The organism is Streptomyces sp. NBC_00663 (assembly GCF_036226885.1).
Classification (GTDB): Bacteria; Actinomycetota; Actinomycetes; order Streptomycetales; family Streptomycetaceae; genus Streptomyces.
This window is the reverse complement of record NZ_CP109027.1, coordinates 5308311-5327598: the sequence shown is the minus strand read 5'-3', so window position 1 is coordinate 5327598 and position 19288 is coordinate 5308311. Positions and strand designations below refer to the sequence as shown.

17 protein-coding genes are annotated in these 19288 nt (G+C 71.7%); 9 read left to right on the top strand and 8 right to left on the bottom strand.

The window, feature by feature from the left end; genetic code table 11:
* The first annotated feature begins 46 nt into the window (after positions 1–46).
* Positions 47–1435 (top strand): alpha,alpha-trehalose-phosphate synthase (UDP-forming), encoded by a 1389-nt coding sequence (locus tag OG866_RS24270; protein ID WP_329337748.1) that lies wholly within the window; start codon positions 47–49, stop codon positions 1433–1435.
* Here OG866_RS24270 and otsB read toward each other — a convergent pair.
* The 3 genes from otsB to OG866_RS24255 form a co-directional block, all read right to left on the bottom strand.
* On the bottom strand, positions 1411–2310 hold the full coding sequence (gene otsB, locus OG866_RS24265) for a trehalose-phosphatase (RefSeq protein WP_329337746.1): 900 nt from the start codon (positions 2308–2310) through the stop codon (positions 1411–1413). The two genes, OG866_RS24270 and otsB, sit on opposite strands and share 25 nt — an antisense overlap.
* Positions 2311–2484: 174 nt before the next feature.
* Positions 2485–2712 carry a DUF3263 domain-containing protein gene (locus OG866_RS24260; RefSeq protein ID WP_329337745.1) on the bottom strand — a complete coding sequence of 76 codons (228 nt, stop codon included), beginning with the start codon at positions 2710–2712 and terminating at the stop codon, positions 2485–2487.
* 33 nt (positions 2713–2745) lie between these two features.
* Entirely contained in the window at positions 2746–4026 is a 1281-nt protein-coding gene (locus OG866_RS24255) for an extracellular solute-binding protein (protein WP_443063657.1), read from the bottom strand.
* Positions 4027–4134: 108 nt separating this feature from the next.
* Between OG866_RS24255 and OG866_RS24250 the strand changes: the two genes are divergently transcribed.
* The 3 genes from OG866_RS24250 to OG866_RS24240 all read left to right on the top strand — a co-directional run bounded on the left by OG866_RS24250 (position 4135) and on the right by OG866_RS24240 (position 7332).
* Complete coding sequence (locus tag OG866_RS24250) at positions 4135–5076, top strand: ROK family protein (protein WP_329337744.1); 942 nt, start codon at positions 4135–4137, stop codon at positions 5074–5076.
* Positions 5076–6287: an N-acetylglucosamine-6-phosphate deacetylase gene (gene nagA / locus OG866_RS24245; RefSeq protein WP_329337742.1), complete on the top strand. Its 1212-nt coding sequence runs from the start codon at positions 5076–5078 to the stop codon at positions 6285–6287. The genes OG866_RS24250 and nagA overlap by 1 nt, the downstream gene beginning before the upstream one ends.
* Positions 6288–6402: 115 nt before the next feature.
* Complete coding sequence (locus tag OG866_RS24240; RefSeq protein ID WP_329337740.1) at positions 6403–7332, top strand: 1-phosphofructokinase family hexose kinase; 930 nt, start codon at positions 6403–6405, stop codon at positions 7330–7332.
* 3 nt (positions 7333–7335) lie between these two features.
* Here the strand turns inward: OG866_RS24240 and OG866_RS24235 are convergent, their stop codons facing one another.
* Positions 7336–8289, bottom strand: a complete 954-nt coding sequence (locus OG866_RS24235; protein WP_329337738.1) for a CBM35 domain-containing protein — start codon at positions 8287–8289, stop codon at positions 7336–7338.
* A gap of 120 nt (positions 8290–8409) precedes the next feature.
* A complete protein-coding gene (cdgB, locus tag OG866_RS24230; RefSeq protein WP_329337737.1) occupies positions 8410–10062 on the bottom strand; it encodes a diguanylate cyclase CdgB in 1653 nt (550 codons plus the stop codon).
* A gap of 398 nt (positions 10063–10460) precedes the next feature.
* Between cdgB and OG866_RS24225 the strand changes: the two genes are divergently transcribed.
* Together OG866_RS24225 and OG866_RS24220 are read left to right on the top strand one after the other, a co-directional pair.
* Positions 10461–10943 carry a flavin reductase family protein gene (locus tag OG866_RS24225; RefSeq protein ID WP_329344268.1) on the top strand — a complete coding sequence of 161 codons (483 nt, stop codon included), beginning with the start codon at positions 10461–10463 and terminating at the stop codon, positions 10941–10943.
* Positions 10944–10991: 48 nt separating this feature from the next.
* Positions 10992–11459 carry a GNAT family N-acetyltransferase gene (locus OG866_RS24220; protein WP_329337736.1) on the top strand — a complete coding sequence of 156 codons (468 nt, stop codon included), beginning with the start codon at positions 10992–10994 and terminating at the stop codon, positions 11457–11459.
* On the opposite strand, the gene OG866_RS24215 is transcribed toward OG866_RS24220, so the two are convergent.
* Together OG866_RS24215 and arfB are read right to left on the bottom strand one after the other, a co-directional pair.
* A complete protein-coding gene (locus tag OG866_RS24215; RefSeq protein WP_329337735.1) occupies positions 11456–12316 on the bottom strand; it encodes a sigma-70 family RNA polymerase sigma factor in 861 nt (286 codons plus the stop codon). The genes OG866_RS24220 and OG866_RS24215 overlap by 4 nt on opposite strands.
* Positions 12317–12548: 232 nt before the next feature.
* Positions 12549–12986 carry an alternative ribosome rescue aminoacyl-tRNA hydrolase ArfB gene (gene arfB / locus OG866_RS24210; protein ID WP_329337734.1) on the bottom strand — a complete coding sequence of 146 codons (438 nt, stop codon included), beginning with the start codon at positions 12984–12986 and terminating at the stop codon, positions 12549–12551.
* A gap of 157 nt (positions 12987–13143) precedes the next feature.
* Between arfB and OG866_RS24205 the strand changes: the two genes are divergently transcribed.
* The 3 genes from OG866_RS24205 to OG866_RS24195 all read left to right on the top strand — a co-directional run bounded on the left by OG866_RS24205 (position 13144) and on the right by OG866_RS24195 (position 16581).
* Complete coding sequence (locus OG866_RS24205; protein WP_329337733.1) at positions 13144–13719, top strand: TerD family protein; 576 nt, start codon at positions 13144–13146, stop codon at positions 13717–13719.
* A gap of 74 nt (positions 13720–13793) precedes the next feature.
* On the top strand, positions 13794–14735 hold the full coding sequence (locus tag OG866_RS24200) for a bifunctional GNAT family N-acetyltransferase/NUDIX hydrolase (RefSeq protein ID WP_329337731.1): 942 nt from the start codon (positions 13794–13796) through the stop codon (positions 14733–14735).
* Between the two features lie 298 nt (positions 14736–15033).
* Entirely contained in the window at positions 15034–16581 is a 1548-nt protein-coding gene (locus tag OG866_RS24195) for a M4 family metallopeptidase (RefSeq protein WP_329344266.1), read from the top strand.
* 255 nt (positions 16582–16836) lie between these two features.
* Here OG866_RS24195 and OG866_RS24190 read toward each other — a convergent pair whose 3' ends face one another.
* Complete coding sequence (locus OG866_RS24190) at positions 16837–19203, bottom strand: ATP-binding protein (protein WP_329337730.1); 2367 nt, start codon at positions 19201–19203, stop codon at positions 16837–16839.
* Between the last annotated feature and the right edge of the window lie 85 nt (positions 19204–19288).

Sequence of the window (19288 nt, the reverse complement as noted above, 5' to 3'; positions counted from 1 at the left end):
CCGGACGCACGTTTGAGTGTTCCGTGGCCGGGCTAGGTTGATCCGTATGGCTTCAACGTTCGGTGCTGCTCAGGTACTGGTGGCCTCCAACCGTGGCCCGGTCTCCTACGAGGTCCGGGCGGACGGCACGCTGTCCGCCCGGCGCGGTGGGGGTGGGCTGGTCTCGGGGCTGTCGGCGATCGGCTCCGACGCGGACGCCCTGTGGGTCTGCTCGGCGCTGAGCGACGGCGACCGCGAGGCGGTACGGCGCGGGGAGGGCGAGGCCGGCGTACGGATGCTCGACATCCCCGCCGGCGTGCACGCGGACGCGTACAACGGCATCGCCAACTCGGTCCTGTGGTTCGTCCACCATCTGCTGTACCAGACCCCGCTGGAACCGGTCTTCGACGCGGAGTTCCGGCGGCAGTGGGCGTCGTACGAGACCTACAACCGCGCCTTCGCCGAGGCGCTGGCGGCGGAGGCCGCGCGGGGCGCGGCGGTCGTGGTGCAGGACTACCACCTCACGCTGGTGCCGGGGATGCTGCGGGAGCTCCGCCCCGACCTGCGGATCGGTCACTTCTCGCACACCCCGTGGGCCCCGCCGGAGTACTTCCGGATGCTGCCGGACGACGTGGCCGAGCAGGTGCTGCGGGGCATGCTCGGCGCGGACCGGCTGGGGTTCCTGACCCGGCGCTGGGCATCCGCGTTCGAGGCGTGCGCGACGGAGATCGTCGGCGGGCTCGGGGACACCCGGGTCGGTGTGCACGGGCTCGGCGCGGACGCGGACTTCCTGCGCAAGCGGTCGCACGAGGCGGACGTGGCCGAGCGGATGGCGGCCCTGAGGACGGAGATCGGCGCGGGCCGCCGCACGATCGTCCGGGTCGACCGCACCGAGCTGTCGAAGAACATCGTCCGCGGTCTGCACGCGTACGAGCATCTGCTGGCGACCCGCCCCGAGTGGCGGGAGCGGGTCGTGCACGTGGCGTTCGCCTACCCCTCCCGGCAGGACCTCGCCGTCTACCGGGACTACACGGCCGAGGTGCAGCGCTTGGCGGACGAGATCAACTCGGCGTACGGAACGCCTGGTTGGGCCCCGGTGGTGCTGCACGTCAAGGACGACTTCGCCCGCTCCCTCGCCGCGTACCGGCTTGCCGACGTGGCCCTGGTCAACCCCATCCGCGACGGCATGAACCTGGTCGCGAAGGAGGTGCCGGTCGTCTCCGACGAGGGGTGCGCGCTGGTGCTGTCGCGGGAGGCGGGGGCGTACGAGGAGCTGGGCGAGGACGCGATCGTGGTCAATCCGTACGACGTGATCGGCACCGCCGACGCCCTGCACGAGGCGCTGACGATGGGGCCCGGGGAGCGGGCGGAGCGCACGAAGCGGCTCGCCGCCGCGGCCACGGCGTTGCCGCCCGCGCAGTGGTTCCTGGATCAGCTGGCGGCGTTGCGCTCCTGATCACCGGGGGAAGTTCCGGGAAGCTCTTCCGCCAGTCGCCGCAGCAGTCGTACCAACCCCGCCGGGCCGTCCACCACCAGGTCGGCCCGTTCCTTCAGCTCGGCCACCTCCTCGCTGCCGGTGCTGCACACCAGCAGCCCGGGGATCCCGTCGGAGCGGAGCTTGTCCACGGCGGCGAAGGCGGGGAGGTCTCCGAGGTCGTCGCCGGCGTAGAGCACGGCCTCGGCGCCCAGCTCATGGACGTACTCCGTCAGGGCCCGGCCCTTGTCCATGCCCGGCGGGCGGAGTTCGAGGACGAGCCGGCCGGGTTCGACGATCAGGCCGTGGCGGGTGGCGAGGTCGGTGAGAGGGCCGCGCAGTGCGTCGAAGGCGGCCTGCGGGTCCTCGGCCCGGCGGGTGTGGACGGCGACGGCCCGCCCCTTCTCCTCGATCCAGGTGCCGTGCCAGGCGCCGATGCCGTCGAGGAAGCCGGGGAGTTCGGCGCGGACGGCGGCGACGCCGGGGTGCGGGGCGGGGGCGGTGACCTCGCCGCTGACGGCGTCCCAGCGCTCGGCGCCGTAGTGGCCGAGGACGACGAGGTGTTCGAGGCCGGGGACGCCCGCGAAACCGCCGAGGCGGACGGCGACACCGGCGGGGCGACCGGTGACGACGGCCACGGAGGCGAGCTTCGGGGCGAGGGCGGCGAGCGCGGACACGGCGTCGGGGTGGGCCCGGGCCTGTTCCGGGTCGGCCACGATCGGCGCGAGCGTCCCGTCGAAGTCGAGCGCGACGACCGTCCTGCCGGGCCGCGCGAGCATCGCCGCGAGCCCTTCGCGTCCGGCCTGGGTCACCGGCGTGCGCGGGAAGTCGTCCGTGGAGTCCTTGTGGCTGCCCATAGAGGGACCATATCCACGGCGCCGGATCGCACGCCTTTTTCTCGCCCCCGCCGCCCCTACCCGTTCCCATCCCTGGGGGCTGCCGCCCCCAGACCCCCGCTTCGGCCCCGAAAGGGCCTCGTCCTCAAACGCCGGACGGGCTGAAAGAAGCGTCCGTGTCGGTCAGTCCCTCCGTCACCTCTCCGACCTGCGTGCGTCGCGCACCCTGCGCAGGCGGTTCACCGTGACCGGGTCGTGGGCCAGGGCGCGTGGGTCGTCCAGCAGCGCGTTGAGGAGCTGGTAGTAGCGGACCGGGGCCAGGCCCAGTTCCTCGCGTATCGCACGCTCCTTCGCGCCGGGGCCGGTGAAGCCGCGGCGTTCGAGGGCGAGGATGGCCTGTTCTCGGGGGGCCAGGTCGTTCATGTCAGCGACCGTAGCCCCCGCCACTGACAAGCCCTACTCCGCGCTCTCCGCCATCTGCGCCTTCGACTGGATGCCGGCCAGGACCTCCGACGGACTGCCCCCGGCCGTCACCGCCTCGCCGATCCGCTGCTTGACGGCCGCGCTGACGTCCGCCCAGGACGTCTTGCCGACGGGGTAGAGCTCGGAGCCGGGGAGTTCCGCCAGGAAGGGCTCCAGATGCTTGTCCTCCTTCGCCGTGCTCATGACCTCGGAGGCCGACAGGGTGACCGGCAGCAGGTCGTACTCACGGGAGAAGGCGAGCACGTTCTTCTCGTCGTAGACGAAGTCGAGGAAGTCCCCGATCTGCTCGGCGTGCCCGTTCTGCTTGAACGCCGTCATCCAGTCGGCGACGCCCATGGAGTACTTGGTCGGACCGTCGACGCCGGGCATCGGGACCATGCCGAACTTCACGCCCTTGGCCGCGGCGGTCTTCATCAGCGTGGGATGCCCGTTCAGCATCCCGACCTCGCCGTCCGCGAACGCGGCGAACGCGTCGGCCCGGTTCAGCTTCCCCGGCGCGACCGGCCCGGTCAGCCCCTTGCCGACGAGGTCGTCCCTGAGCCAGGTCAGGGTGTCGACGTTCGCCGCCGAGTCGATGCCGTAGGTGCCGATGTCCTCGGTGTAGCCGCCCCCGCCGCTGAGCAGCCACTGCATGGTCTCGGCCTGCGCCTCCTCGGAGCCGAGGGGCAGGGCGTACGGGTACTTCACGCCCGCCGCCTTCAGCGCGGCGGCGTCCGCGGCGAGCTCCGCCCAGGTCTTCGGCGGGGTCAGCCCGGCCTTGGCGAAGAGGGTCTTGTTGTAGAAGAGCAGCCGGGTGGAGGCCGCGAACGGCATGCCGTACTGCGTCGAGTCGACCTCCCCCGCCGAGGCGAGCCGCGAGACGAAGTCGGCCTCGGTGGAGATGGAGAGCAGTTCGCCGGCGGAGTAGAGCAGGCCGTCGGCCGCGTAGTCGGCGTACGCGCCGATCTGCGCCATGTCGGGCGCGTTCCCGTCCGCGACCATGTCCTTGACCTCGCGGTCGACGTCGTTCCAGGAGTAGACGCTGACGTCGACCTCGACGCCGGGGTGATCGGCCTCGTAGTCCGCCACCAGCGCGTCCCAGTACTTCTGGGAGCTGTTCGCCTTGCTGTTCCCGTAGTCCGCGGCGACCAGTCGCAGGGTCACGTCCCCCGAGTCGTCGCCGAGGCCGCAGCCGCCGAGAACCGCCGTCATGCCCAGCGCGGACACCACCGCGATCGTTCCTGTCCTACCCCGCCGCACTGCCGAGCCCCACATCGTCGTCATCGCCACTGGAACCTCCGAAACTTTCGAAAGGTCAGACATAAGGTCTACACCACGTGAGTGGACTAGACCTCTCCCGGGTCGGCGGGCCACACTACCCCCGTGAGACATGTCATCGCCCTCGATGTGGGCGGCACCGGAATGAAGGCCGCCCTCGTCGGCGCCTCCGGCGAGCTGCTCCACCAGGCCCGCCGCGCCACCGGCCGGGAGCGCGGCCCCGACGCGGTCGTCGAGGGCATCCTCGACTTCGCCGCCGAGCTGCACGCGTACGGCGCCGAGCACCTCGGCGAGCCCGCGTCCGCCGCCGGCGTCGCCGTCCCCGGCATCGTCGACGCCGACCAGGGCGTCGCCCGCTACGCCGCCAACCTCGGCTGGCGCGACGTCCCGCTGCGCGCGCTGCTCACCGAGCGACTCGCAGTCCCCGTCGCCCTCGGCCACGACGTCCGCACCGGCGGCCTCGCCGAGGGCCGGCTCGGCGCCGGCCAGGGCGCGGACCGCTTCTTCTTCGTCCCCCTCGGCACCGGCATCGCGGGCGCCATCGGCATCGGCGGCCGGGTGGAGGCGGGCGCCCACGGCTTCGCGGGCGAGATCGGCCACATCGTCGTACGCCCGGGCGGGGCCGCCTGTCCGTGCGGTCAGGCCGGCTGCCTGGAGCGGTACGCCTCCGCGGCGGCGGTCAGCCAGGCATGGGCCGCCGCTTGCGGGGACCCCTCGGCCGACGCGGCCGACTGCGCGAAAGCCGTCGAGTCCGGCGACCCCCGGGCTCAGGCCGTCTGGCAGCACGCCATCGACGCCCTCGCCGACGGCCTGGTCACCGCCCTCACCCTCCTGGACCCCAGCACCCTGATCATCGGTGGCGGCCTGGCGGAGGCGGGGGAAACCTTGTTCACACCACTGAGGGATGCCGTCCAACAGCGGATCACCTTCCAGAAGCTGCCGACGATCGTCCCGGCGGCCCTCGGCGACACGGCGGGTTGCCTGGGCGCGGGCCTGCTGGCCTGGGACCTCCTCGACACAACCGACCTCAAGGAGGAAACCCCCTGATGGCAACGCCGCAAGGGGCGCGGGGAACTGCGCGACCAGCCACAACGCACCCGCACCCCGCATCGAACAGCGCCCCCCTCATCCTCTCCGGCGCAACGGTCGTCCTCCCCACAGGAACCGTCCAAAGCGGCCGAGTGATCATCAACGGCACCCACATCGCCGGAAGCGCACCAGAGAACGCCCAGGTCACCGACGTATCCGGCCACTGGCTCATCCCGGGGTTCGTGGACATCCACAACCACGGCGGCGGCGGAGCCAGCTTCACCTCCGGCACCACAGAAGACGTACTCCACGGCATCCACACGCACCGCGTGCACGGCACCACCACCCTCGTCGCCTCCACCGTCACCGGCGACATGGACTTCCTCGCCCAGCGCGCCGGCCTGCTGAGCGAGCTCGCCGAGCAGGGCGACATCGCCGGCATCCACTTCGAGGGCCCGTTCATCTCCCCGTGCCGCAAGGGCGCGCACTCCGAGGAGCTGCTGCGCGACCCGGACCCCGCCGAGGTCCGCAAGCTGATCGACGCGGCGCGCGGCCAGGCCAGGATGGTCACGCTCGCCACCGAGCTCCCCGGCGGCATCGACTCCGTACGGCTCCTCGCCGAGCACGGCGTCATCGCGGCGATCGGCCACACCGACGCGACGTACGAGCAGACGGTGGAGGCCATCGACGCGGGCGCCACCGTCGCCACCCACCTCTTCAACGCGATGCCCGCCCTCGGCCACCGCGCCCCGGGCCCGATCGCCGCCCTCCTGGAGGACGAGCGGATCACGGTCGAGCTCATCAACGACGGCACGCATCTGCACCCGGCCGCCCTCCAGCTGGCGTTCCATCACAAGGGCGCGGACCGGGTCGCGTTCATCACGGACGCGATGGACGCGGCCGGCTTCGGCGACGGCCGCTACATGCTGGGCCCGCTGGAGGTCGAGGTCAGCGAGGGCGTGGCCCGGCTGGTGGAGGGCGGTTCGATCGCGGGGTCGACGCTGACCCTGGACCGGGCCTTCAAGCGCGCGGTGACCATCGACAGGCTGCCGGTGGAGGACGCCGTCGCGGCGCTGTCGGCCAACCCGGCCCGGCTGCTGGGCATGGCCGACCGCGTCGGCTCCCTCGAACCCGGCCGGTACGCCGACCTCGTCCTGCTCGACGCCGACTTCGAGCTCAAGGGCGTGATGCGCCGGGGTGAATGGGTGGTCGATCCCCAACTGGGCTGATCTGTCCATCTGTTGAGGGCGGCGGTTGGCCTGGGAGACTGGGCCGACCGCCGTCCGTTTGGCATGATCACCCCACCAAACGGCTCAGCAACGTCTTCGGGGGAGGTCGGCCCAGGTGATCCTCACGGTCACGCTGAACACCGCTCTCGACATCACCTACCGTGTACGGGCCCTGCGGCCGCACGCCTCCCACCGGGTCTCCGAGGTCACCGAACGCCCCGGCGGCAAGGGTCTGAACGTGGCCCGCGTGCTCGCGGCCCTCGGCCACGAGGTGACGGTCACCGGCTTCACCGGCGGCGCGACCGGCCGCGTGATCCAGGACCAGCTGACGAGTGCTCCCGGCGTGACCGACGCGCTGCTCCCGGTCTCCGGCGCCACCCGCCGCACCATCGCCGTCGTCGACGAGCGGACCGGCGACACCACCCAGCTCAACGAGCCGGGCCCGGTGGTCACCCCGCCGGAGTGGTCGGCCTTCCAGGAGGCGTACGAGGATCTCCTCGCGTCGGCCGACGCGGTGGCCCTGTGCGGCAGCCTGCCGCCGGGGGTGCCGGTGGGCGCGTACGCCGGGCTGGTCCGCACCGCGAGGGCGGCCGGAGTACCGGTGTTGTTGGACACCAGCGGGGAGCCGCTGCGCCGCGGGGTCGCCGCCCGCCCGGACCTCATCAAGCCGAACGCCGACGAACTGGCCGAGCTGACCGGCTCCCACGAGCCACAGCGGGCCACCCAGGACGCCCGCCGTCGGGGCGCCCGCGCGGTCGTCGCCTCGCTCGGCACCGACGGCCTGCTCGCCGCCGCCCCCGAGGGCCGCTGGCGCGCCACCGCGCCGGCCCGCCTCCACGGCAACCCGACGGGCGCCGGCGACTCGGCGGTCGCGGGCCTGCTGTCGGGGCTGGTGGAACATCTGCCCTGGCCCGACCGGCTGGCCCGCGCGGTCGCCCTGTCGGCGGCGACGGTCGCGGCGCCGGTGGCGGGCGAGTTCGACCAGGGGGTCTACGAGGAGCTGCTGGGGCGGATCACGGTGACCGGCGGGGTCAACGCGGCGTAGGGACTAGGAGTCGACCCAGCCGTTCACCAGCCACAGCTGGTCGAGGAGGGCGTCGCACTGGTTGCCCTGCTCGCAGGAGATCTTGATGGTGTTGCTGCCCTTGTTGAGCTGGACCCAGTTGTAGGTCTGCGTCCAGCCCTTGGCGTAGTCGCCCTCGGCGGCCTTGGCGTAGTTGTCCATGCCGACCGGGGTCGTGGAGGCCGTGCCGTTGATCGTGAGGGTCGCGGTGGCGTCCTTTCCGGGGACGCTGTAACCCGTGTACAGGGTGTACTTGCCGCTCTTCGGGATGCCGCTGACGTTCCAGGTCACCGAGGAGCCGACCTGGTTGAAGCCGTTGAGGTAGATCCCGCCGTCGGCCTTGGCGCCCTGGACGTCGGTCGCGGTGGTGATGCCGGGGCTCAGCGACAGCGCCTTCGCGTCGATCTTCGGCAGGTCGTCCTCGCTCGCCGCGCTGCCGCTCGCCGACGCGCTCGGCTTGCTGCTCTGCTGGGCGGTCGGGGCGGTGGACGCCTCGCTGCCGCCGTCCTTGTCGTCGTCGCCGCCGAGCATGGCCACGCCGATACCGATGACGACCGCGGCGACCACCGCGATGGCGCCGATCAGCAGCCCCTTGGTGTTGGGGCCGCGGCCCCGGCCGCCGCCGTTGCCGCCGTACGGCTGCTGCTGGGTGGTGGGAGCGCCGCCCGGGAAGGTCTCGGGCGCGGCGTAGTGCGCGTTGTTCGGCTGGCCGTAGGCCCCCTGCTGCTGGGCCTGCTGCTGCGGCACCTGTCCGTACGGCGCGGTCGGCTGCTGCTGGCCGTACTGGCGCTGTCCGACGGGGCGCACCCGGTTGACGGTGTTCGGGTAGCCGTAGCCACCGGACGGCGGCTGGGCTCCGTTGGCCTGCCCGTCGGCGTAGAGGTAGCCGAACGGGTCGTCGTCCTCGGGCGTGCTGGCGCCGTTGTTGCCGGACGTCATCCCTTGGTACTCCTCACCAGGTGCGGGCGGATGCGATACATGGAGTCAGAATGGCGAGCCTACCCGCTCCTGCTGCCCCAAACGGGTGACTCGGATCGCATCAACTCACTGACCTGGGCTTCAGCCCGCGCGCCGGTGCTGTTTGGGACGAGATCGTTTCTCTACGTACATCCGCTCGTCGGCGGACTTCAGCACCTCGTCGGCGGTCATGCCGCAGTGCGCCCAGCCGATGCCGAAGCTGGCGCCCACGCGCACGGCCCGGCCCTCGGCGCGGATGGGCTGGATGATCTCGTTGCGCAGGCGTACGGCGAGATCGGCGGCGTCGGCGCGGCCGAGGCCGTCGGCGAGGATGACGAACTCGTCGCCGCCGAGCCGGGCGACGGTGTCACCGTCGCGGACCTGCCGGGTCAGCCGGCGGGCGACCTCGATGAGAACCGCGTCACCGGCGTTGTGCCCGAACCGGTCGTTGATCGACTTGAAGCCGTCGAGGTCGCAGAAGAGGACCGCGAGCCCCTTGGTGCCGTCGTCGTGCTCCCCCTCGGGGGCGGCGGTGTGCACATGGTGGTCGTAGGCGTCGAAGGACTCGACGCCGGGCCGGAAGTCGAAGCCATGGCCGTGCGCGTCGAAGGCGGGGTGGCCGTAGGCCGCGTCCAGGGACTCCAGGGCGCCGGGGTGCGCGGGGCGCTGACAGAGGCGGGAGGAGAGACGGGCACGCAGTTCGGCGGAGTTCGGCAGGCCGGTGAGGGAGTCGTGCGAGGCGCGGTGGGCGAGCTGGAGCTCGCGGCGCTTGCGGTCCTCTATGTCCTCGACGTGGGTGAGGAGAAACCGGGGGCCGTCCGCGGCGTCGGCGACGACGGAGTTGCGGAGACTGACCCACACGTACGTGCCGTCGCGGCGGCCGAGGCGCAGCTCCGCGCGTCCGCCCTCCGCCGAGGTCCGCAGCAGGGTCCCTATGTCCTCGGGGTGGACGAGGTCGGAGAAGGCGTAGCGGCGCATCGCGGAGGCGGGGCGGCCCAGGAGGCGGCACAGGGCGTCATTGGTGCGCAGGATGCGGCCGTGCTGGTCGCCGCCCATCTCGGCGATGGCCATGCCGGAGGGGGCGTACTCGAAGGCCTGCCGGAAGCTTTCCTCGCTCGCGCGCAGCGCCTGCTGCTCCCGTTCGAGTCTGACCAGTGCGCGCTGCATGTTGGCCCTCAGACGCGCGTTGCTGATCGCGATCGCGGCCTGGAACGCGTACATCTGGAGCGCTTCGCGACCCCATGCGCCGGGCCTGCGTCCGTTGCGCGGCCGGTCCACCGACAGCACGCCGATCAGCTCGCCGCACGCGCCGCCCTGCACGCCCGGCGTGAACATGGGCGCGAAGAGCCGGTCGGAGGGGTGCCACTCGTCCTCGAAGCGGGGCGCTGGGCCGTCGGTGTACCACTGCGGTACGTCGTCGTCGTCGAGGACCCAGCCCTCGGTGTGCGGGATGAAGACCAGGTCGCCCCAGGTCTCGCCCATGCTCAGCCGGCGCTCCCAGGACTCGCGGGAGCCGACCCTGCCGGTGATCAGCGCCTCGGCGGCCGGGTTGCCCGCGAAGGCGGCGACGACGAGGTCGCCGTCGGGGCGGACGAGGTTGACACACGCCAGCTCGTAGCCGAGGCCGGTGACGACGCCGTCGGCGACTGTCTGAAGGGTGTCCGCAAGAGACCGGGCGGTGTTCATGTCCGCCATGACCTGGTGCAGTTGCCGCAGGGTCGCAAGGCGGACGTAGGGCTCCGACTCGGTCTCCATGCTCGCCCTCCCCCCGAGACCTCGCAGCGAATCAAGGGTTCTCATCGGCGTATCGTTCTGGCAGCTTCCCCGCCACTGAATCACAGCGCGCTGCTCACTCGGTACACAGGGTCAACAATTAATGCCCCTTGTGACTCAAGTCACAGCTAAAGATGAACAATTGAGTGGTGTTTCTGCGTTTTCGCTGTGCGTTTACTGAACGCAAACTTTGTGGGCATGTGCGGAGTGCATACACGGCGATCGGTCGCGGGTCCTAGGTCCGAGTTCGGGCTGAGGTCCGATGCGGCGAGCACCGGGCGGACACTAGCGTTCCCGACGTGCCGAACACAGCCCCCACCGCCACCGTCCTTCCCTCCGGGCATCCTGAGGGGGTGAGCAACGACGAGTTCCGCGCCGCCATGTCCCGGCTGGCCTCGGGCGTGGTCCTGGTGACCGCCTTCGAGCCGCCGCTCGACCCTGACGGACCCAAGGGCGAGGACGTCGGCATGACGGCCACCGCGTTCATGTCGGTCTCCCTCGACCCGCCGCTGGTGCTGGTCAGCCTGCGTGAAGGCTCCCGCATGGACGACCTCCTCGACGAGCAGCCCCTGTGGGCCGTCTCCGTCCTGGCCGAGAGCCAGCGGCACATCGCGGGGCGCTTCGCGATGAAGGGCCGGCTCAGCGACCGGCTCCTCTTCGAGGACATCCCCTACGTCCGCGGCGCGGCCACCGGGGCAGCGCTGGTGGGTGGAGCGCTGGCGACCCTTGAGTGCCGGACGGAGCAGCGCGTGCGGGCCGGGGACCACACGCTCGTCATCGGCCGGGTGCTCACCGCGCGCGTGCCGAGCGCGGACGGGGGGCCGCTGGCGTACTTCAAGGGGCGGTATCGGCAGCTGGGTTGACGGTAATTCGCGTGTGCCTCGGGGACGGCGCCGTCTAAGGTGCCGCGCATGATCACGCCCGGCCTCCGCCTCGAAGAAATAACCCCCCGCAATATCGACGCCGCCCTCGCCATTCGCGTCCGTCCCGAGCAGGAATTCGCGGTCTCCCCGGTGGTGAAGTCCCTCGCCGAGGCGTACGTCCATCCCGGCACCGCCTGGCCCCGCCTGATCGTCGACGGCGACCGGCCGGTCGGCTTCCTGATGGCCTTCTTCGACATCGACTGGGCCGACGACGGCACCCTCATCCGCTCCGGACTGTGGCGGCTGAACATCGACGCGGGCGCGCAGGGGCGGGGGTACGGGCGGTTCGCGGTGGAGTCGGTGGCGGCGGAGATCCGGCGCCGGGGCGGCACGGAGCTGTACGTCACCTGGCATCCGGGGGAGCACGGGCCGGAGAACTTCTACCTCGGGCTGGGATTCCGGACGAACGGGGAGACGGTGGAGGGGGAAACGGTGGGGGTGCTGGGGCTGGGCTAGAGGATCTCCACCTCGCTGTCCGCCACGCGCGCGTGCTCCGTCACGATGTCGATCACCGCGATCCGCTCCTGTACGAACGTGAACGCCAGCGTCCGCTCCACCCTTCCGTCGATCAGCACCGCGAGCCCGGTGCGGCCGTTCACCAGGGCGGGCCTCGCGATCCGGGCGACCGCCGCGAAGCTCGTCGCGCCCTTCGCCACCGCGAGGGCGCCGGCCGTGACCCCGGCCTCGGTGCGCGCGACCACGTCCGGGTCGAGTACGTCGACCAGGGCCTCGAAGTCGCCGTCGCGCGCGGCGGCCAGGAACGCGTCGACGACCTCGCGTTGGCGTCGGCGCACCTCGTCGGCGTCGGGCGCGGGCGCACCCTGCACGCGGCGGCGGGCGCGGCTGGCCAGCTGGCGGGCGGCGGCGGGGGTACGGCCGACGACCTCGCCGACCTCCTCGAAGGGCACGGCGAACAGGTCGTGCAGCACGAACGCCAGGCGTTCGGCGGGCGTCAGGGTGTCGAGTACGACGAGCAGGGCGACCCCGACCGAGTCGGCGAGCAGGGCGTCCTGTTCGGGGTCGGCGGTCTCGGCGGTCTCGGCGGGTGGGAGGGGGACGTCGTCGGGTTCCAGGGGCTGTTCGGCGCGTGAGGTGCGGGTGCGGAGCATGTCGAGGCAGACCCGGCCGACGACCGTGGTCAGCCAGCCGGCCAGGTTGTCTATGTCGTCGGCGCCGGTGCGGTTCAGCCGGAACCAGGCTTCCTGTACGGCGTCCTCCGCCTCGGAGGACGATCCGAGCATCCGGTGCGCCACGGCCCTGAGACGGGGGCGGTGGGTCTCGAAGCGGTGGGCGAGGAAGTCGTTGTCGGTCATCTGTCACACCTTTCCGTCAGGGTGTTGACGGATGACGGGGCGACTGTGTGACAGCAAGCGTGCGGGTGCGTTGTGGGTCGGGGCCGCGCCGGGGGGTGTCCGTCCTCGGAACGGCGCGGAATCGGTCACCTATGAAGAGGCGCCCGTGATGACGCGCTGCGGCGTCGTGCCGCCCAGGGGCGCGGGGAACCGCGCGAGCGGCCACGACGTGGCCGCGGCCGGGCGTCCTCGGTCAGCCCCAGTCTCTGCCCGTTCTGCCTCGCTTCGTCTCCGCGCGCTGCTTCTTCTCGCGTAGGCGGCGTTCGTTGATGCCTCGCGGGATGCGGGTCGGCTTGCGGGGCTTGGGGGGCGGGGCGGTCGCTTCGGCGAGGAGCGCCGCGAGGCGTACCGCGGCTGTCTCGCGGTTGCGCCACTGGGAGCGGTGTTCGGAGGAGCGGACGGTGATGACGCCGTCCACCAGGCGGGACGCCAGCCGTTCGAGGGCGCGGGCCTTCCAGACCTCGGGCAGGGCGTCGGTGTTGGCGAGGTCGAAGCGGAGCTCCACCTGGGAGTCGCTGGTGTTGACGTGCTGCCCGCCGGGTCCGGACGAGCGCGAGAAACGCCACTGGAGCTCGGCCTCGGGAAGCGAGACGGAGCCGCGGATGACGTGGGGACCGGACATGCCGTCCATGGTCCCCCGGATGACCGGCACACGTCACGCGAATATCGTTCACCGTCTGTTCGGTAAAGAAAGTAAAGACACCTGGAACCTTCGGTACCCCTCTCGGCGTTCATACGGGTAGATGTAGCTTCAGGCAGTACATAAACGAGGGAAAGGACTCCCAACCATGGCTGTAAGCCTGTCCAAGGGTGGCAACGTCTCGCTCACCAAGGAGGCTCCGGGCCTGACCGCCGTCACCGTGGGCCTCGGCTGGGACGTCCGCACCACCACCGGCACGGACTTCGACCTCGACGCCTCCGCGATCGCGGTCAACACGCAGGGCAAGGTCTATTCGGACGGCCACTTCGTGTTCTTCAACAACAAGCAGACCCCGGACCAGACCATCGTCCACACCGGTGACAACCGCACGGGTGAGGGCGCCGGCGACGACGAGGCGATCAACGTCAACCTGGCCGGTCTCCCGGCCGACATCGACAAGATCGTCTTCCCGGTCTCGATCTACGACGCGGAGAACCGCTCGCAGAACTTCGGCCAGGTCCGCAACGCCTACATCCGCATCGTCAACCAGGCCGGCGGCGCCGAGATCGCGCGCTACGACCTGTCCGAGGACGCGGCGACGGAGACGGCGATGGTCTTCGGCGAGCTGTACCGCAACGGCGCCGAGTGGAAGTTCCGCGCCGTCGGCCAGGGCTACGCCTCGGGCCTGGTCGGCATCGCCCAGGACTTCGGCGTCAGCGTCTGACAAACGCGGGATCGCGCGAAGACCCCCGGCTTCGGCCGGGGGTCTTCGGCGTTCGGGGGCGGTAGCGTCCCCGCGTGCGCCTCGAACCCCTGCCTCTGACGGCCGATCACGACATCCCGGCCCCCGTCCTCACCGAACTCACCGCGCTTTACGCCTCCAATCACCAGTTCCACGCCCTCAGCGGCGACTTCCCCGACCCGTACGACATCCGTCCGGAGCAGGTGGCCGCCGCGCTGGCCGAGGAGCTGGCCCATCCCGGTGTGGAGGTGCTGCTGGCCCGTGGCGAGGGGCGGGTGGTGGGGATCGTGATCACGCTCGCGCACCATCCCGATCCCGACGATCCCGACCCGTGGATCGGGCTGCTGATGGTCGACGCGGCGGCGCATCGCAAGGGGGTCGGCAAGCGGGTCGCGGGGCTTGTCGAGGAACGGTTCCGCTCCGCCGGGCGTACCGCTCTGCGGCTGGCCGTCCTCGACAACAACCCCCGCGGCCTCGCCTTCTGGACCGCCCTCGGCTACGAGGTCGTCGACCACCGCACCGACCTTCAACTCGGCCGGCCGTGTGCCGTTCTGCGCAAGTCGCTGCGCCTGCCCCGGCACGCCGCCCGGGTCGCCGTACTCGATCCGGAAGGGGCCGTCTTCCTCTTCCGGTACGACAACGTCGAGGTCGGCCTCCACTGGGCGCCGCCCGGCGGGGGCCTTGAGGCGGACGAGACGCCGCGGGAGGGCGCCCTGCGGGAGCTGCGCGAGGAGACGGGCTGGACGGATCTGGAGCCCGGCCCGCTGCTGTGCACCTGGGAACACGACTTCACCCATGCGGTCGGGCCCGTTCACCAGGACGAGCACATCTACGTCGCCCACGGTCCGCGCCGCGAGCCGGTCGGCCCGCATCTCGCCGCCGCCCACGCCGAGGACGGCATCCTCGCCTGGCGCTGGTGGCCACGGGAGGAACTGCGCGCCACGCCGGACGCCCTGTGGCCGCCGGACCTCGCCCGCCTGCTGGACGGGGCCGAGTGACGGATTCGCCGCCAACTCCGCTTAACAAGCGAGGAGTTGACCATGCCTCACACGTCCGCATAGCGGATTGTGAAAACTGACTTTCGGACAAGAACACGTAAAGTCTTGACGGCGGCCTGTCAAACGGGCCGGTTCGGATGTCACCCTCTCCTCGCTCGCCGCACCTCTGTGCCCCACCTGTGCCTTGCCTGTGCCTCGCCAACCCTGAGGCCGGCCCGAAGGAGACCGAGTGAGACAGCAGTCCCGTATCTCCCGTACGACCCGTCTGCGTGCCGCCGCCCTGATCGGCTCGGCGGCCATGGTCGTGCTCGCGCTTCAGAACGGTGCCGCCACCGCGGCCCCCGAGTCCGTCAACGGCGCCACCGCCCTTCCCCTCAGCGCCCCGGCCCGCGCCGCCGCCCTCAAGTCGGCGCAGGACGCGGCGGGTTCCACCGCCGACGAGCTCGGGCTCGGCGCCCAGGAGGCGCTGGTCGCCCGCGATGTCGTCAAGGACGCCGACGGCACCGTCCACACCCGCTACGAGCGCACCTACGCCGGTCTGCCCGTCCTCGGCGGCGACCTGGTCACGCACGTCGCGAAGGGCGGGGCGCTCAAGGGCGTCAGCAAGGCGACCCACGCCCGGATAGCCGTGGCGTCGACGGACGCCGCGATATCCGCCGCCACCGCGAAGAAGGCGGCCCTCGCGGGGACCGGTTCCGCCAGCGCCTCCGCTCGCAAGGTCGTCTGGGCCGCCGGTGCCAAGCCCGTCCTCGCCTACGAGTCCGTCGTCAAGGGGCTCCAGCACGACGGCACCCCCAGCGAGCTGCACGTCATCACCGACGCCACCACCGGCAAGAAGATCTACGAGTACCAGGGCATCGACACCGGTACCGGCAGCAGTGAGTACAGCGGGACCGTGACGCTGGGCACCACCGCCGCCGCCTCGGGGGGCTTCGACCTCGTCGACTCCGGGCGCGGTGGCCACAAGACCTATGACCTGGGCGGCGGTACCTCCGGGACCGGGACCCTCTTCCACGACGCCGACGACGCCTGGGGCGACGGCACCCCGGCCAACCGGCAGACCGCCGCCGTCGACGCCGCCTACGGTGCCGCCGTCACCTGGGACTTCTACAAGTCCGCCTTCAACCGCAACGGCATCGCCGGTGACGGCAAGGCCGCCTACAGCCGGGTCCACTACGGCAACGCGTACGTCAACGCCTTCTGGAACGACAGCTGCTTCTGCATGACGTACGGCGACGGCTCGGGCAACTCCCACCCGCTGACCTCGCTCGATGTCGCGGGACATGAGATGAGTCACGGCCTGACCGCGGCCACGGCCGGGCTGAAATACAGCCGTGAGTCGGGCGGTCTGAACGAGGCGACCTCCGACATCTTCGGCACCTCGGTGGAGTTCTTCGCGGCCAACTCCGCCGACGTCGGCGACTACCTCATCGGCGAGAAGATCGACATCAACGGCGACGGCACCCCGCTGCGCTACATGGACAAGCCCAGCAAGGACGGCGGCTCGGCCGACTACTGGTCGCGCACCGTCGGCCGGCTGGACGTCCACAACTCGTCCGGTGTCGCCAACCACTTCTTCTACCTGCTGAGCGAGGGCAGCGGCGCGAAGACGATCAACGGCGTGAGCTACAACTCCCCCACGTACGACGGCTCCACCGTCACCGGCATCGGCCGCACCAAGGCGTACCAGATCTGGTACAAGGCGCTGACGACGTACTTCACCTCCTCGACCGACTACGCGGGCGCCCGCACCGGCACCCTCCAGGCGGCGAGCGACCTGTACGGGGCGGGCAGCGCCGAGTACAACGCGGTCGCGGCGGCGTGGAACGCCGTCAACGTCAAGTAGCCGTACGGCCCCCGCGGGCGTACCGATGCCGTCCGCGTCGCAACTTACGTATCCCTAGTGGGTGTTGTTGCCGATGCGGGCGGCGGGTGCGTGGCGCAGACTGTCCGGGGTGCGACCACAGAGCCCGCTCGTCCTGGTGATCGGCGACGGCGGCATCGCCCTGTCCGGCGGTGCCGTCGAAGGCTCTCGAGGCCGTCCGGTGCGTACGGTGATCTGTCGGCGGATCATCACCACGCGCCGGGCGGCCCCTCGGCGTCAGGCGCTGGGCCGGGCCGCGGCGAGAGTGGCGATCTGGGTCCGTGACGCGTAGCCGAGCTTGCCCATGATGTGCTCCACGTGCGAGTCCACCGTGCGCTTGGAGATGGTGAGCTGCTCGGCGATACGACGGTTCGACAGACCCTGCGCGACCAGGGCCGCGATCTCCCGCTCCCGTACGGTCAGTGCGGACCAGCCGCCGTGTCCCACCGCCCGTCTGGCGCTCGTCCGCCCGCCGGTCGCCTCGCCCGTGGCGCGGTCCACGGCCTCCTGGAGGGACAGCGCGGCGCCGGCGGCGTACAACTCCTCGTGGCGGCGCGCACCGAGGGCGCCGCGCGTGATCGCCCTCGCGTCGTCGTGGGCCCGGTGCATGGCGGGGATGCCGAGCCGCGGGTCGTGGAACCTCTCCCACAGCCGGTCAGCCGCGCCCAGCAGCGCCGCCGCCCGCTCGGGGCGGCCCTCGGCTGCGGCGACCCAGCCGAGGGTGTCGATGGAGAAGGCGATGCCCTGGGCGTGGTGGATCTCCAGGCACATCGTCAGCGCGGAGCGCAGCACGGCCGCGGACTCCTCGTGCCGGCCCAGCCCCCACAGGGCGCAGCCCTGGATCCAGCCCACCCAGCCCCGCACCCAGCGCTCCCCCAGCGGTTCCAGGACGGGTCGGGTCTCCTCGCAGGTGGCGAGGGTCTTGTCATACTCGCCCGCGCACAGGTGTGCCCCGCACATCGTGCCCAGCATCCATGCCTCGCCGCCCTGTTCGCCGAGGCCGGCGAACCGTTCGCGGGCGTCCCTGAGCCGCTCCAGCGCCCAGTCGACCTCGCCGGCCAGGGTGTGGGCGAGTCCGCGGTTGAAGACGACGTAGGCGGCGTCGACGCGTCCGCCGCCCTCGTGGGAGGCGTCCTCGGCGCGTTCGGTCAGCTCCAGGCCGCGGCCGTGGGCGCCGGACATGAGGCTGAGGTGGCCGGCGACCCTGAGGGCGCGGACCCGGGCCGGGTGCGGCTCGGGGCACAGCGGCAGCAGCCGCTCCAGCCAGTACAGGCCCTCGACCGTGCGTCCGGTGCCGAGCCACAGCCCCCACAGGGCCGCGGCGAGCCGGAGCCCGGCGATGGCCTCGCGGGGTTCGGTGCAGCAGAACTCCAGCGCCGAGCGCAGACTGGCCCGCTCCCGCCAGGCCCTGCGCATCCACACCACCTGGTCGCGGCTGAGCCAGCGGGCGTCGAACTCCTCGGCCAGGGCGAGGCAGTGGTCGCGGTGGCGGGTGCGGTACTCCAGCTCGGCGCCGCTCTCGGCGAGGCGCTCGCGGCCGTACTCACGGATGGTGTCGAGCATCCGGTAGCGGGCGTCGCTGCCGTCGCCCTCGTCGTCGAGCCGCAGCACGATCGCCTTGTCCACCAGCCCGATCAGACACTCCAGGATCTCCTCCGGCGGCAGCCGGGGCCCCGAGCAGACCTCCTCGGCGGCGGTCAGCTCGAACTCCCCGGCGAACACCGAGAGCCGCACCCACAGCAACTGCTCCTGCTCGGTGCACAGCCCATGGCTCCAGTCGATGGCCGTGCGCAGGGTCTGGTGGCGGGGCAGTACTCCGCGGCTGCCGCCGGACAGCAGCCGGAAGCGGTGGTCGAGACGGGAGAGGAGCTGTTCCAGGGAGAGCGCTCGCAGGCGTACGGCGGCCAGTTCGATGGCCAGCGGGATGCCGTCGAGGCGGTGGCAGAGCCGGGCGACCAGGCCGCGGTTGGCGTCGGTGAGCCCGAAGCCGCGGACCACGGCCGCCGCGCGTTCGGCGAACAGCAGCATGGCGTCGCTGGGTTCGGCGCCGGGCCGGGCGTCGTCGTCCGGGTCGATCACCGGCAGCGGCATCACCTGGAGCACCCGCTCGCCGGGGGCGTCCAGCGGCTGTCTGCTGGTCGCCAGGACGCGGACCTGCGGGCAGTAGCGCAGCACGGACTGCACGAACACCGCGCAGGCGTCGACGAGATGCTCACAGGTGTCCAGGACGAGCAGCAGTCTGCGGCTCCCGAAGTAGGCGATCAGCGCCTCCAGCGGGGTGCGGCCCACCCGCTCGGACTGCTCGGGCAGCTCCACGACCGCCGCGACCGCGTTGGCCAGCAGCTCCGGGTCGCGCAGCTCGGACAGCTCCACGAAGTACACGCCGTCCGGGCAGCGTTCGCGCATCCGGCGGGCGGTGCGCAGCGCGAGCCGGGTCTTGCCGACCCCGCCGGCGCCCATCAGCGTCACCAGCCGCTCCCGGTACAACGCCTCGCGGATCTCGGCGAGTTCGGCGTCCCGTCCGATGAACCGGGTGAGTTCGGCGGGCAGTCCGACGTCGTCCGTCTCATGGGCCGACAGCGCCGGCGGTACGAAGCTGTCCATGACGTCCCCTCGGCAGCAGGACCGGATACGTACCCGGGGCGCCCACCCTAGGTATACCGACGCATATGCGGGGCGGCCGTCCGGA

Excerpts from the sequence above, each read along its gene's own strand:
- OG866_RS24220 (WP_329337736.1), top strand. The coding sequence starts at position 10,992 with ATGATCACGCCCGGCCTCCGCCTCGAAGAAATAACCCCCCGCAATATC.
- OG866_RS24260 (WP_329337745.1), bottom strand. The coding sequence starts at position 2,712 with ATGAACGACCTGGCCCCCCGAGAACAGGCCATCCTCGCCCTCGAACGC.
- OG866_RS24270 (WP_329337748.1), top strand. The coding sequence starts at position 47 with ATGGCTTCAACGTTCGGTGCTGCTCAGGTACTGGTGGCCTCCAACCGT.
- OG866_RS24235 (WP_329337738.1), bottom strand. The coding sequence starts at position 8,289 with ATGACGTCCGGCAACAACGGCGCCAGCACGCCCGAGGACGACGACCCG.
- arfB (WP_329337734.1), bottom strand. The coding sequence starts at position 12,986 with ATGGACGGCATGTCCGGTCCCCACGTCATCCGCGGCTCCGTCTCGCTT.
- OG866_RS24225 (WP_329344268.1), top strand. The coding sequence starts at position 10,461 with ATGTCCCGGCTGGCCTCGGGCGTGGTCCTGGTGACCGCCTTCGAGCCG.
- OG866_RS24190 (WP_329337730.1), bottom strand. The coding sequence starts at position 19,203 with ATGGACAGCTTCGTACCGCCGGCGCTGTCGGCCCATGAGACGGACGAC.
- OG866_RS24195 (WP_329344266.1), top strand. The coding sequence starts at position 15,034 with ATGGTCGTGCTCGCGCTTCAGAACGGTGCCGCCACCGCGGCCCCCGAG.
- otsB (WP_329337746.1), bottom strand. The coding sequence starts at position 2,310 with ATGGGCAGCCACAAGGACTCCACGGACGACTTCCCGCGCACGCCGGTG.
- OG866_RS24205 (WP_329337733.1), top strand. The coding sequence starts at position 13,144 with ATGGCTGTAAGCCTGTCCAAGGGTGGCAACGTCTCGCTCACCAAGGAG.
- nagA (WP_329337742.1), top strand. The coding sequence starts at position 5,076 with ATGGCAACGCCGCAAGGGGCGCGGGGAACTGCGCGACCAGCCACAACG.
- cdgB (WP_329337737.1), bottom strand. The coding sequence starts at position 10,062 with ATGGAGACCGAGTCGGAGCCCTACGTCCGCCTTGCGACCCTGCGGCAA.
- OG866_RS24215 (WP_329337735.1), bottom strand. The coding sequence starts at position 12,316 with ATGACCGACAACGACTTCCTCGCCCACCGCTTCGAGACCCACCGCCCC.
- OG866_RS24255 (WP_443063657.1), bottom strand. The coding sequence starts at position 4,026 with ATGTGGGGCTCGGCAGTGCGGCGGGGTAGGACAGGAACGATCGCGGTG.